Annotated in this window: 10 protein-coding genes; 5 read left to right on the top strand and 5 right to left on the bottom strand. The window is 70.5% G+C overall.

Features of this window, described 5'->3' with window-relative positions; translation table 11 throughout:
- Window positions 1–12: 12 nt before the first annotated feature.
- A complete protein-coding gene (locus EDF33_RS07655; protein WP_243692385.1) occupies window positions 13–1149 on the bottom strand; it encodes an N-formylglutamate amidohydrolase in 1137 nt (378 codons plus the stop codon).
- 1 nt (window position 1150) lies between these two features.
- The gene (locus EDF33_RS07650) at window positions 1151–3010 is read right to left on the bottom strand and encodes a glycoside hydrolase family 15 protein (RefSeq protein ID WP_132099656.1); all 1860 of its coding nucleotides are present in this window, start codon (window positions 3008–3010) and stop codon (window positions 1151–1153) included.
- Window positions 3011–3153: 143 nt separating this feature from the next.
- Between EDF33_RS07650 and EDF33_RS07645 the strand changes: the two genes are divergently transcribed.
- The 5 genes from EDF33_RS07645 to EDF33_RS07625 all read left to right on the top strand — a co-directional run bounded on the left by EDF33_RS07645 (window position 3154) and on the right by EDF33_RS07625 (window position 9241).
- Complete coding sequence (locus tag EDF33_RS07645; RefSeq protein WP_132099655.1) at window positions 3154–4449, top strand: MFS transporter; 1296 nt, start codon at window positions 3154–3156, stop codon at window positions 4447–4449.
- On the top strand, window positions 4446–5801 hold the full coding sequence (gene guaD, locus EDF33_RS07640) for a guanine deaminase (protein ID WP_131878516.1): 1356 nt from the start codon (window positions 4446–4448) through the stop codon (window positions 5799–5801). The genes EDF33_RS07645 and guaD overlap by 4 nt, the downstream gene beginning before the upstream one ends.
- An 11-nt stretch (window positions 5802–5812) precedes the next feature.
- Entirely contained in the window at window positions 5813–7174 is a 1362-nt protein-coding gene (locus EDF33_RS07635) for an MFS transporter (protein ID WP_131878514.1), read from the top strand.
- 16 nt (window positions 7175–7190) lie between these two features.
- On the top strand, window positions 7191–8519 hold the full coding sequence (locus tag EDF33_RS07630) for an ion channel protein (RefSeq protein WP_132099654.1): 1329 nt from the start codon (window positions 7191–7193) through the stop codon (window positions 8517–8519).
- Between the two features lie 83 nt (window positions 8520–8602).
- The gene (locus EDF33_RS07625) at window positions 8603–9241 is read left to right on the top strand and encodes a potassium channel family protein (RefSeq protein ID WP_165918738.1); all 639 of its coding nucleotides are present in this window, start codon (window positions 8603–8605) and stop codon (window positions 9239–9241) included.
- 24 nt (window positions 9242–9265) lie between these two features.
- Here EDF33_RS07625 and EDF33_RS07620 read toward each other — a convergent pair whose 3' ends face one another.
- The 3 genes from EDF33_RS07620 to EDF33_RS07610 all read right to left on the bottom strand — a co-directional run bounded on the left by EDF33_RS07620 (window position 9266) and on the right by EDF33_RS07610 (window position 13751).
- Window positions 9266–9556, bottom strand: a complete 291-nt coding sequence (locus EDF33_RS07620; RefSeq protein WP_131878508.1) for a DUF1905 domain-containing protein — start codon at window positions 9554–9556, stop codon at window positions 9266–9268.
- Window positions 9557–9781: 225 nt separating this feature from the next.
- On the bottom strand, window positions 9782–10702 hold the full coding sequence (locus EDF33_RS07615) for an endo-beta-N-acetylglucosaminidase H (protein ID WP_131878506.1): 921 nt from the start codon (window positions 10700–10702) through the stop codon (window positions 9782–9784).
- 49 nt (window positions 10703–10751) lie between these two features.
- Window positions 10752–13751, bottom strand: coding sequence for a glycoside hydrolase family 38 C-terminal domain-containing protein (locus tag EDF33_RS07610; protein ID WP_132099653.1), 3000 nt, complete (start codon window positions 13749–13751; stop codon window positions 10752–10754).
- Window positions 13752–13755: the final 4 nt, after the last annotated feature.

The following is a 13755-nucleotide window of genomic DNA, read 5'->3' as shown; positions in this document are numbered from 1 at the left end:
AGCGCGTCCGGGTCAGCCGGCGACGGCCGCGCGGTACTCGTCCCACGCGTCGCGGCAGGCACGGGCGAGTTCGTCCACCCGTGCCGGGTCCGGCTCGATCCACCCGGTACCGGGTCGGCTGAGCACGTCGGTGTTCGCCGGTCCCAGCAGGAACTCGCGGAGGAACTCTGCCTGCACCGCGTCGAGCGTCACCCCGCGCCGCGACGCCTCCGGCGCGAGCTCGCGGAACCGCCGTCCGGCCCGGATGATCTCCTGGCTGCCGAGGTAGGGCTGGTTGAGGGTGACCGCGTCGTCAGGTGCCCGGAACCCGGTCCGGTGTGCGGCGGCCAGGGCTCGGAGCCTCGACGGGCCCATCGTGACGGGCTGGTCGCCCCGGGGCTCGCCGGCGGCGTCACCGCGGTTCGACAGCGCGACGACCGCGGGCAGTCGATCCGCCGGGTCCCGGTCGACGTCGATGGCGCCGTCGAGGCGCGTCGTGTGGTTCATCGTGTCGTGGAAGGAGAGCGTCACGATCGATCGGCGCGTCACGAACGCCGACTCCACGAACCGCTCGAGCAGGTCGTCGCGGGTCCGTTCGTAGACGCCGAGCCCGTGCTCCGCGACCGCTTCGAACGTCTCGGCCAGCTCCTCGAGGGCAGCGGCGTCCGTCGGCGGTTGGAGCAGCGGGAAGAACGAGAACGTCACCGGTCGGATCGCGTCGACGCCGCTGAGGTCGACGCGTCGCCCCGGCCCTGCCGCGCGCACCCGCTCGAACGCTGAGCGCAGGTCAGCGGCGAGGTCGGCCGGACGTGCGCGGTTCGGGTCGCGGATCATCCGCGGGTGCGGGTTCTCGACCGCCACGATCCGCGGGTCGATCGCCGCCCACCGCCGGACGACCGCGCTGGTCGACACGTCGGTGAAGTCGTACTGCAGCCGTCTGGTGAACTGCGGCGCGAGGAACCGGTCGAGTTCCGCCGGGATCGCCGCGCCCGCGTGCGGACAGCTGACGAGCACGTCGGCACCGGCGATCGCCTCCTCGAGCGACCGGGTCCCCTTGCCCGCGTGGAACACGATGTCGTCAGGCGTGAACACAGTGCCGACCGGCAGGAGCACCCGCGCACCTTCGTCCGTGCCGTCCACGTCCGTGCCGTCCACGTCAGTGCCGTCCACGTCAGTGCCGTCCACGTCCGTGCCGACCCGCGTCGAGCTCAGCGTCGAGCGCGAGGCCGGCGTTGATGAGCGCGAGGTGCGTGAACGCCTGCGGGAAGTTGCCGAGCTGCTCGCCGGTCAGACCGATCTCCTCGGAGTAGAGGCCGACGTGGTTCGCGTAGGTGAGCATCTTCTCGAACATGAGTCGCGCCTCGTCGAGCCGTCCCGCTCGAGCGAGTGACTCCACGTACCAGAAGGTGCACAGCGAGAAGGTCCCTTCAGCGCCACGCAGCCCGTCCGGGGAGGCGGCCGGGTCGTACCGGTACACGAGACTGTCGGACACCAGGCCGTCCTCGATCGCGACGAGCGTCGAGGCCCAGAGGGGATCGTCGGACGCGATCATGCCGACGGCGGCCATCCGGAGCACGGCCGCGTCGACGACGTCGGTGTCGAAGTGCTGGACGAACGCGCCGCGCTCCTCGTTCCAGCCACGACGCATCACCTGCTCGTAGATCCGGTCGCGCTCGGCCGTCCACCGTTCCACGTCGCCCGGTCGGCCGTGTGCGCGGGCGAGCCGGATCCCGCGGTCGAACGCCGCCCACGAGTTGATGCGACCGTAGGTGAAGTCCTTCCGGCCGCCGCGGGTCTCCCACACGCCTTCGTCCGGCTCGTCCCAGTGCGCTGCGAGCCAGTCGAGCACCGCGGTCAGGTCGGTCCACGTCGCGTGACCGATCTGGACGCCGTGTCGGTCCGCCGCGAAGATCGCATCGAGCGCCTCGCCGTACACGTCGAGCTGCAGCTGGTCGGATGCCCCGTTCCCGATCCGGACCGGACGCGATGCGGCGTACCCGTCGAGGTGCGGGAGCTCCTCCTCGACGAGGTCCGACGAGCCGTCGACGCGGTACATGATCTTCAGGGGACCGGAGTCGGTTCCGACCTGTTCGCGCATGCGGTCAGCGAGCCACTCGATGTAGGAGCGCGCCTCGTCGATGAACCCCATGCCGAGGAGCGCAGCGACCGAGAACGAGGCGTCGCGGATCCACGTGAAGCGGTAGTCCCAGTTCCGCTCACCGCCGATCTGCTCCGGCAGTCCCGCGGTCGGCGCAGCGACGAGTGCGCCGGTCGGACGGTAGGTGAGGAGCTTCAACGTGATCGCCGAGCGGTTCATCTGCTCGCGCCACCGACCGCGGTAGGTGGACCGCTGCAGCCACCCTCGCCAGAAACGGATCGTCTCGTCGAAGAGCGCGCTGCCCTCCTCCGGTGAGAAGCGCCGGGGTTCGGCGGCGGCGCCGTACTCGAGCATGCCGCCGCCGACGTCACCGACGCGCAGCGTTCCCCTGCCGTGCAGGGCAGGACCTCCGGCATCGCCTTCCACGGCGTCGACGCGGAGCTGGTCGGTGAGTGTGCCGGCGAGGTGCACGGTGAGCTGCTCGTCACCGGCGCGGAAGGCGGCGCCGTGCTCCGTCCGCTCGACGGTGTGCACGGCACGGCCGTAGTCGAACGCGGGACGGAGGTCGAACTGGAGCTCCATTTCACCTCGGACCACGTGCACGATCCGGACCAGTCGATGCCGCGGGGACGAGTCGACGTCGTCCGTCACCGGCATGAAGTCGATGATCTCCGCCACACCGCGCTCCGTCATGAAGCGCGTGACCAGGACGGCGGTGTCGGGGAGGTAGAGCTGCTTGCTCGTGTAGGTCTCCGTGGTGGGACGGATCCGGCAGAAGCCACCGCGGACCGGGTCGACGAGCGCGGTGAACACCGCCGGCGAGTCGAAGCGCGGCAGGCACAGCCAGTCGATGCTGCCGTCGGTCGAGACGAGCGCCGCGGTCTGGAGGTCGCCGATGAGGCCGTGCTCGGAGATGAGTGGCGTGGTGTCCATGGAGTGCTCCCGTCGATCGGCCCACCGTAGGTCGACGCTCCGCTGCGGCACTTCACCCGGTCGGGGTGACGCCGGTGGTCGTTCCGTCGCCGTACCGTGCGCCAGCGACCGGCCGGGTGGGTCGCCCACAGGGAGGAACCGTGATGGAGACGTCGAGGCCGTCGCTCCGTGGTCCGCGGCCCGCTGCGGCAACGGCTCCGCGCAACGGCCGGCACGCGTGGCTCGTCTGGCTCCTGGCGAGCGTCTTCGTCGTGTGGATCTTCGCCATCCAGACCGCGTACGCCGTGATCTCGCCGGAGATCCAGACGAGTGCGCACCTCACCGTGGCGCAGATCGGTCTCGCGGGGTCGACCTACACGTGGGTCTTCGCAGTCGCGCAGTTCTTCTCGGGCACGCTCCTCGACCGGTTCGGCAGCTGGCCGATCCTCACGGCAGCAGTCGCACTGGTGACGGTCGGCGCTTTCCTGTACGCCGGCACCACCGGGTTCGCGACGCTGGCGATCGCGCAGGTCGTGCTCGCCCTGGGCGCGTCGTTCGGGTTCGTCGGCGCCGGCTACATCGGCGGCTCGTGGTTCGATGCCGCGCGCTACGGGCTCATGTTCGGCTTGGTGCAGGCACTGGCGTCGCTCGGGTCGGCCGTCGGACAACCGCTCGTGCTCGTGGCGCTGCACGCGCTCACGTGGCAGCAGCTCATCGTCGGGTTCGCGGCGTTCGGTGTCCTGCTCGTGGTCCTGTTCGCCGCGTTCGTCCGGAACCGGCCGGACGGAACTCCCCCGCACGCGACGTCCGACGATCGCGTGGAGCACGAGACGATCACGGTGTCCGGCGCGCTCGCGCGGTGTTTCCGGAGCCGGCAGGTGCTGATCTCGTCGCTGATCGCCGGAGCGTCGTTCGGGACCATGCTCGCCATCGGGACACTGTGGGGTCCCCGGATGATGGAGTCCCGCGGGTTCTCCACCGCGTTCGCGACGGTGCTGACCGCCGTGGCGTGGCTCGGCCTGGCCGTCGGCGCACCGATCGTGAACGTCGTGTCGGATCGCTGGCGCAGCCGACGAGGCCCGGCGGTCGGTGCGCTCCTGCTCCAGGGGATCGCGGTCGCCCTGGTGATCGCCCTGCCGTCGCCGGGTTCCGGTGCGGCGATCGTCCTCATGTTCGCGGTCGGACTGTTCTCCGGCGTGCAGATGCTCGGGTTCACCATCGCCAGCGAGGCCGTCGACCGGCACCTCATCGGGACTGCCGCAGCCATCGTCAACGGAGTCTGCTTCGTGCTCGGCGGGGTGCTCCTCGGGTTCCCCGGGACCCTGCTCCCGGATGCGCCGTCGCTCCAGGACTACAAGGCAGCGCTCTGGCCCATGCCCGCGTTGATCGCCATCGCGGCGATCGGGGCGCTGTTCCTCCGCACCCCGCGGACCGATCGTCAGAAGGAGACGCTCGCATGAACGATCCAGCACCGACCGCTGTCCGCGGCCACGTCGTCACCGTGGTCGGGGACCCGTTCCGCCACCGTGACGACGAGGTCCTGGTCGAGTTCGAGGACGGCCTCGTCGTCGTCGAGGACGGCCGCATCGCTGCGGTCGGTTCGTTCGCCGACCTCGGCCGGACGCTCCCCGCCGACGCGGTCGTCGACCACTACCCCGGAGCGATCATCAGCGCGGGCTTCGTGGACACGCACGTGCACTACGTGCAGACCGGCATCATCGCAGCGTTCGGCGCGCAGCTGATCGACTGGCTCAACGAGTACACGTTCATCGAGGAGCAGCGCTTCTCCGACCCTGCGCACGCAGAGCACGTCGCCCGCGTGTTCTTCGACCAACTCCTGGCGAACGGCACGACCACCGCGTTGACGTTCTGCGCGGTGTACCCGGCGTCGGTCGACGCGTTCTTCGCGGAGGCCGCACGACGGAACATGCTCATGGTCGGCGGCAAGGTCCTGATGGACCGGAACGCACCGACGGGACTCCTGGACACCGCCGAGCGCGGGTACGAGGAGTCGAAGGCGCTCATCGAGCGCTGGCACGGAGTCGGTCGCAGCCAGTACGCGATCACGCCGCGCTTCGCGCCGACGAGCACCGAGGCCCAGCTCGACGCCGCCGCCACGCTGCACCGTGAGTTCCCCACCACCCTCGTGCAGACGCACATCTCCGAGAACCTCGGCGAGATCGCCTGGGTACGGTCGCTCTTCCCCGACCGGTCCGGGTACCTCGACGTGTACGACCACGCGGGACTGCTCGGCGCGGGCACGGTACTCGCGCACGGGGTGCACCTCACTGCCGCGGAGCGTCTGCGGTGTGCCGAGAGCGGCACCGCGATCTCGCACTGCCCGACGTCGAACCTGTTCCTCGGCAGCGGGCTGTTCCACATCCACCAGGCGAAGTCGGGGCCGCACCCGATGAAGGTGGGGCTCGGCACGGACATCGGCGCCGGCACCAGCTTCTCCCTGCTGAGCACGATGAACGAGGCCTACAAGGTCGCGCAGATGACCCAGTACCCGCTGGACGCCGTGAAGATGTTCTACCTCGCGACGCTCGGGGGCGCCGAGGCACTCGGCCTGGAGGACCGCATCGGGTCCGTCGAGGTCGGGAAGGACGCCGACCTCGTCGTCCTGGACACGCAGGCGACCGATCTGCTCCGCTTCCGACGCCAGACCGTCGACTCGCTGGACGAACAGCTCTTCGTGCTCTCGGTGATGGCGGACGACCGAGCCGTCGCCGCCACCTACATCGCCGGACGGCTGGCGCACCGTCGCGACGACGGCCCCACTCCGACCACACACACGAACGACGAACGATAGGGGAAGGAACGATGTCATCTGGTCACACTGCCTACGCGCACGGTTCGCACCGGTGGTTCGAGGGGCACCGGACGATCGGCGGCCCCGAGGCGTGGCTCGTCTGGGTGCTCGCGACGGTCTTCGTCGTGTGGCTCTTCGCGATCCAGACCGGTTACGCCGTCGTCTCGCCGGACATCCAGCAGTCTGCGCACCTCACGATCGCCGAGATCGGCCTCGCCGCGTCGATCTACACCTGGGCGTTCGCGGTCGTGCAGTTCTTCTCCGGAGCGCTCCTGGACCGGTTCGGCAGCCGTCCGCTGATGGCGATCGCCGTTGCCCTCGTCGCCGTCGGCGCCTTCCTCTACGCCGGGACGACGAACTTCGCGACCCTCGCGATCGCGCAGACCGTGCTCGCGATCGGATCGTCGTTCGGGTTCGTCGGCGCCGGCTACCTCGGTGGCAAGTGGTTCGACGCAGCCAAGTACGGGCTGATGTTCGGTCTCGTCCAGACGTTCGCGTCGCTCGGCTCAGCCGTCGGCCAACCGCTCATCCTCGCGGTGCTCGGGCAGATGGACTGGCAGGAGCTCCTCGTCGCCTTCGGTGCCTTCGGGGTGCTCCTCGCGGTGCTGTTCGTGGTGTTCGTCCGGAACCCGGCGCCGGCGCCAGCGCCAGCGGCCAGCACGGACGACGACGTCCGGAGCTCCGTCGGCGAGCCCGGCGTGGTGCGCCAGATCTTCCGTGACCTCGGCCGGTCGTTCGCCAGTGTGCAGGTCGACCTCGCGTCCGTCCTCGCCGGCACGTCCTTCGGAGCGATGCTGGCCGTCGGGGTGCTCTGGGGGCCCCGGATCATGGAGGCGCGCGGCGCTGCAACGGACTTCGCGACGATCCTGACCGCGCTCGCGTGGCTCGGCCTGGCCGTCGGCGCCCCGATGGTGAACGTCGTGTCCGACCGGTGGCGCAGCCGGAAGTGGCCGGCGTTCACCGGGCTCCTGCTCCAAGCGGTCGCGATCGTCCTCGTGATCTACTTCCCGCAGGTGGGCAACGGTGCCGCACTCGTGCTCATGTTCGCCATCGGGTTCTTCGCCGGCGCGCACATGCTGGGGTTCACGATCGCTGCCGAGGCCGTGCCGGGGTCCCTCATCGGCAGCGCGTCCGCGATCGTCAACGGGGTCTGCTTCATCATCGGCGGTCTCCTCACCTCCATCCCGAGCGCGTTCCTGCCCGCGGAGCCCGTGCTCGCCGACTACCAGCAGGCGCTCTGGTTGCTGCCTGCCGTCGTGGTCGTCGGGGCGGTCGCGGCCCTCGGAGTGAACGAGTCAGCTGGACGGACCACGGCTCCGGTCGCAGCGGCCACACCAGCCGCACCGACCGCGGACACTGCTGGGTCCCGATGAGTCCTCGGGGCCGTCGATGACGAAGGACCGCGGCCCTGACGAACCGGACAGCCCCGCGGCGCTGCCGGAACCCGTTCCCGTGCGGCGGCTCCTGGTCCTGGCACTCCCCGCGTTGGTGATCGGAGTCGTCGCGGCAGCCGTCCTCTTCGTCCTCGAGGCAGTCGGATCGGCGCTCGAGCTGTTGGCCTGGCAGGTGGTCCCCGACCTGATCGGGGTCGACGCCACCGCCGGGTGGTGGATCTTCGGCGTGCTCGCCGCCACCGGACTGCTGGTCGGCCTGGTGCTGCGCTACGTCCCCGGGCACGGCGGGCGAGACTCAGCGACGACCGAACTCATCGCGGACCCGCTCCCGGCGCGCTCCCTGCCCTCGCTCGCGCTGGCCACCGTCCTCGGCCTCGGGGGCGGCGTCAGCCTGGGTCCGGAGAACCCCGTGATCGCCGTGACCACCGGGGTCCTCGTGTCCGCGACCAACCGCGTGCGTGCGCTCGTCCCGCGGGCCCTCGTCGTCGAGCTCGCTGCGGCGGCGACGATCGGCGCGCTGTTCGGGACGCCCGTCGCGGCAGCTCTGGTCTTCACCGGACCGGCGAGCGCCGCGGTCGGACGGACGGCGCTCTGGGACCGGCTCTTCCTCCCGCTGGTCGCGGCGGGGACCGCTGCCGTGACCATGACGCTCATCGCGCATCCGCAGTTCGCGGTGCCGCTTCCCGACTACGCATCGCCCGCGCTCGCCGACCTGTGGAGCGCGGCCGGCATCACGACGGCCGGGGCCGGACTCGGTGTCAGTCTCGCCGCACTCTTCCCGCTGCTGCACCGAGCCGTCCACCACCTGCCCGGACCCGTCCTCGCGGTCACGCTCGGTGGCGTCGCGCTCGGACTGCTCGGGGTGATCGGCGGTCCGGTGACCCTGTTCAACGGTGCCGACGAAGTACGCGAACTCGTCAGTGAACACGAGCGGCTCGACGCCGCTGCGCTCGTGACGATCCTCGCGGTGAAGTGCGGTGCCCTGCTCATCGCCGCCGCGAGTGGCTTCCGCGGCGGTCGGATCTTCCCCGCCGTCTTCATCGGGACGACCCTCGGCCTGCTCGCACAGACCATCTGGCCGTCCATCCCGCTCACCGTCGCGATCGCCAGCGGTGTCGTCGGCGTCGTGCTCGCCGTCGCACGCGACGGATGGATCGCGCTCTTCATCGGCGTCGCCGTGACCGGCAACGTCCCCGTGCTCGCCGTGCTCTGCGTCGCGATCCTGCCCGCGTGGCTCGTCGTCTCGAGGGCGCCGGAGATGATCGCGGTGCCCAGCGGTGCCGGACCAGCGAGCCCGGACCGGAAGTCGGCGACCGCATGGTGACGCCCGTCGGCCGGACACCCGGGGCAGGCCGCAGCCAGTCGACGTCGGCACGCACTCGGTGGGAGCGTGCGACCGGTTTCCCGATGGCGGTGATCAGCCTCGTCTTCATCGTCGACTACTCCGTCGTCGTCCTGTCCCCGACCACGCACGGCCCACTCAGCGCTGCGATGGAGGCCTTCCTCGTCGCGACCGTGGTCGTGTTCGCTGCCGACGTCGCCGTCCGGGCGGTGCTGTCGCCGCGAGGGGAGCGGCTCGAGTTCCTCGTGCACCACCCGGCCGACGTCCTCGCGATCGCGTTGCCGTTGTTCCGCGCCCTCCGAGCCATCCGCTTGTTCGACCGGATCGCACTGCGCGATGCCGGCGACGCGGTCCGCATGCGGGTCCTGCTCTCAGCCGCCGCGTACGGAGCACTCTTCGTGTACTTCATCGCACTCGCCACGCTCCAGACGGAACGGAATGCGCCCGGTGCCACGATCACGAGCCTCGGCACGGCGCTGTGGTGGGCTGCCGTGACCATCGCGACCGTCGGGTACGGCGACACCTACCCGGTGACCGACCTCGGGCGCCTGTACGCGGTCCTCCTGATGGTCGGCGGTGTCGCGATCGTCGGGACCGCGACGGCGCTGATGATCTCCTACCTCAGCGATCGGGTCGAGCGCCTCCGGCGGGCCGGTCCGGCGACGCCACGGACTCCGGCGCCCTCGGACGACCCGCCCTCCTGACGGGATCGCCGGGGTGGTCGCAGGTCAGGGGCCGCCGAGCTCGAGCGTGATCTGCGGGGCGTCCCCCAGTACGACCCGGGCACGCTTGCGCTCGGCCGCCCGGAGCGGCACGAGGTACCCGCCGTCCTTCGGGAACAACGAGGTCGTCCAGGTCACCGGGCCGATCGTCACCCGGGCGGGGATCACACCCCACCCGTAGGTGAGCATCGGCGCGAGGTCGGCGATGACCTCGGCGGCGTCCGGCGGCACGACGGCGAAGAAGAAGGGCGCCGGGCCGCGCCACTCGATCACCTCACCGCGGAACTCGAGCTCCATGTCGCGATCGTACGGCCGCGCCGTCGAGCGCGCCGGACCGGGCTTCGATCTCGGTCCATGACGGTTCCGGTTCACGATCACCGGGATCTGCGAACCGGAACCGTCAAGCGCAAGGAGGAACTGGTGCCTCCCCGGAGCCAGCGGGACGTGGACGACGGACGCGCCCCGTGCCTCCAGGCCGGAACCGGGGAGCACGGGGCGCGAGCAGCCGTCAGGACGGAAGGGTCAGCGGTACGACGCGGCCTGCCCGTAGAGCTTCTGCGTCAGGGCGGAGACATAGGCGGACTTGTCACCTCCCGGCAGGTTGTACGTCATGAAGACGCCGTACCCGTCCGCCTTCGTGCGCTGCGCGAGCGACACCGCCGTCGACTGCGAGGTGTTCTGGATGTCCACCGCGGCAGCGGACAACCTGGACTTGTCGAGTCCCGGGATCGACGGCGCCGAGTACGTGCCGTAGTAGGGGTTCCAGGCGTAGTCGAGCTTCGAGCCGACGGTGCTGCTCGACGACGACAGCGAGGACGAGGCCGGGCCGATGTCGTAGAACGAGATGAGCTTGCCGGGCATCTGGGCACGCAGCGCGGTGATGAGCCAGCCGATCGACTGCTGGTTCGGCTGCGGGGTGCCGTTCGCGCCGTAGTCGGAGTACTCGTCGTCGAGGTCGACGCCGTCGAGTCCGTACTTCGACACGGTGGCGGCGATCTGGGACGCGAAGTCCGACGCCGCGGCCTGGGTCGGGAAGTTGGCGATGCCCGCACCCTGGTGGTTGCCGAGGACCGACAGCGACACCTTGATGCCCTTCGCCTGCAGCGGCTTGATCTGCGTGGCAGCGTTGTCGAGGGTCGCCTGCACCTTGTCGTTGTTGACCAGAACTGCCTTGGAGCCGTTCCAGTTGATGTTCGCCGCGAAGATGATCGCGACGTCGAAGGCGTTCGCACCGCCGGACAGCGTGTAGCGGCCGACGTTCGCGAGCTGGTCGTTGTTGACCTCGACGTAGGCGATGCTCGTCGGCCCCGACTTCGTCGCGGCGGCAGTGCCGGCGGCGGCTGCAGCAGCGGTCGGTGCTGCGGTCGCGGCTGACGGCACCAGTGGCGCCGCCACCATCGCGGCGATTGCCGCCACGATCCCGAACTTCATGGACTTCTTCATGACACTCCCCTTCGAGTGGTGAACCGGCCGGCGGTCGCCGACCGGGGTCTCAGACGCGCGGGAACCGGAAGGTCCGCACCTCGTACGCGTCGACGGCGAACGACGACGCATCCGTGTCGGTCAACGGCTCTTCGAGCAGGGTGACCTCGGCAGCCGGTCCGAAGGGCCCGTCGACCGCGATCCCCCCGGTCCCCCGCCGCCCCACCGGCTCGTACACCCGCACGACCAGGTCGCCGGAGCGGTCGTCGGCGAGCTTGACGCTCGACAGCACGACCCCGCCGGACACCCGCACGAGCGGCGCGAACCCGTGCGTCCCGGTGACGGTCCGCGCGCCGGCGTTCATCCGGACGCCGGCCGCGGTGGCTCCGAGCGGGTCCGTCCCGATGACGATGCCGTACCGGTGCGTCTGCACGCCCTGGTCCGTCTCGGGGTCGGGGAACCGCGGTGCGCGCAGCAGCGACAGCCGCACGGTGGTGGTGACGTGCCCGTCAACGGCGTCGCGGGTGGTGTCGAACCCGTGGATCGAGTCGTTCACGAGCGCGACGCCGAAGCCCGGTTCGGACACCAGCACGTAGCGGTGCATCGACGTCTCGAACTTCGCGGCCTCCCACGAGGTGTTCGTGTGCGTCACCCGCTTCTGCGCCCCGAACTGCGTCTCGGCGACGGTGTGCTCGGCGCGAACGTCGAGCGGGAACGCGACCTTGAGGAACTTCTCGGTCTCGTGCCAGTCGGTCGTCTGGTCGAACTCGAGCGTGCGGGAGTCCGGTGCGAGGACGATCTCCTGCCGCACGGTCGAGTCACCGAAGGACCGCGACACGACGACCCGGGCGACACCGGCGTCGTCGACCGAGGCTGTCAACCCAGTGACCGCCACGAGGTCCTCGACGCGGTTCCGGTAGTACCGGTCGACGTCCCACGCGTCCCACATGTTCGGGAAGTCCTGGTGCAGCTGCAGCAGGTTCGCGGCCTGCCCGGCGGCGATCGCCTCGCGCCCGCTGGCCAGGTCGACGGCGCTCGTGACGAGTCCCTGGTCGGTGACCGTCACGCGCACCAGCTCGTTCGCCAGCACGTACCCGCCGTCCTGCTCCGTCAGCGTGACAGCGGTCGGTTCCGCCACGTCGGTCGCCAGGACCGCGCCCTGCGCGGGTGCGCCGGCCTGGAGGAACGGGGCCGGGTTCACGACGACGGCTGCCTGCCCGGTACCGGCGAGCGCCGAGAGCACCTGGCCGATGATCGCGGTCAGCGCCGCGGCCGTCTCGGCGTACTTCGCCTCGGCTTCGCGGTGCACCCAGGCGATCGAGGTGCCCGGCAGGATGTCGTGGAACTGCTGGAGCAGCACCTGCTGCCACAGGGCGTCGAGCTCGTCGTACGGGTAGGCGAAGTCGCTGCGTGCGGCGGCGGTCGTGGCCCAGAGCTCGGCCTCGATGAGGAGCTGTTCGCACCGGCGGTTGCCCTGCTTGGTGCCGTGCTGGCTGGTCAGGGTGGCGCGGTGCAGCTCGAGGTACAGCTCCCCCACCCACACCGGCGGGTCCGGCAGTTCGGCCTTCGCGCGGTCGAAGAACGTGTCGGGGTGCTCCCAGCGGACCTTCGCGCTGCCCTCGAGGTCGGCGAGCCGTGCGGCCGTCCCGGTCATCTCGCGGGTGGTGCCACCACCGCCGTCGCCCCAGCCCACCGGGGCGATCGACCCGGTGGCGAGCCGGTTCTCACGGAACTGGCGGGAGGCCTTCGCGACCTCGCTGCCGGACAGGCGCGAGTTGTAGGTGTCCATCGACGGGAAGTGCGAGAACACCCGTGAGCCGTCGATGCCCTCCCACAGGAACGTGTGGTGCGGGAACTTGTTGACCTGGTTCCACGAGATCTTCTGCGTGAAGAACCACTCGAAGCCCGCACGGCGCATGAGCTGCGGCAGCGCCGGCGAGTACCCGAAGCTGTCCGGCAGCCAGACGCCCTTGGGTCGGATGCCGAACTCGCGCTCGAAGAACCGCTGCCCCTGCGAGAACTGGCGGACGATGCTCTCGCCGGTCGGCATCACGGTGTCGGACTCGACCCACATGCCGCCGATCGGCAGGAACCGTCCGGCCTCTACGGCGGCCTGCACCCGGGCGTAGACCTCGGGGCGGTGTTCCTTGATCCAGGCGTACTGCTGGGCGCTCGACATGCCGTACAGGAAGTCGTCGGTCTGGTCGATGAGCTCGGTCATCGTCGAGGTGGTGCGGGCGACCTTGCGGATCGTCTCGCGGACCGGCCAGAGCCAGGCGGAGTCGATGTGCGCGTGGCCGATCGCCGAGATGGTGTGCGCCGAGGCCTCTGCCGGGGCGGCGAGCACCTCGGCGAGCGCCGCACGCGCGTCACCCGCGGTCGCTGCGATGTGCTGCAGATCGAGCCGGTCCAGCGCGTCGTCGAGGGCTTGCAGGATCCGCATCCGTCGCGGTCCCTCGGGCAGCTCGGCCTGCAGTTCGAGCAGGACGTCGATGTCGAGCGCGAGCTCGTGCACCTCGGACTCGAACACGGCGAGGTCCATCCGGCGCGAGGTGTACAGCCGCTTCGACGACGAGGTCTGGATGTCGCCCTCGTGCGTGACGAGGAAGGGGTGGTAGTCGAGCAGGACCGGGTTCGACGCCGCCTCGACGAAGAGCTCGATCGTCTCGCCGCCCTCGGCCCGTTCCGTCAGCAGAACCCACTGGTTGCGCGGGTTGATCGACTTCACCGGCGTGCCGTCGGCCAGGTACACGAGCGCCTCGCACTGGAACCCCGGCATGTTCTTGTCGAAGCCGAGGTCGACGACGGCTTCCACCCGGCGTCCGGCCCACTCGCTCGGTACCGTCCCGGTCAGCCGGAACCAGGTCGTCCCCCAGGCCGCACCCCAGGGCATGCCGACCTCGTACGGCGTGAACTCGAGCGCGAGTCCCTGCGCCGGCGGGATCGGCTCCCCCGGCAGCTCGTGCCAGGCGGTCTCCAACGGCACGGCGGTGGCGTGCACCGCCGGCGTGATGCGCTCGTCGAGGACCCGGCGGGCCCGTCCGGTGGTGAGGGGGATGTCGTCGTGCATGGAG

The sequence above is a fragment of the Curtobacterium sp. PhB146 genome (assembly GCF_004342995.1).
Lineage (GTDB): Bacteria > Actinomycetota > Actinomycetes > Actinomycetales > Microbacteriaceae > Curtobacterium.
The sequence above is the reverse complement of the archived record's forward strand: the minus strand, read 5'-3'. Positions and strand labels throughout refer to the sequence as shown.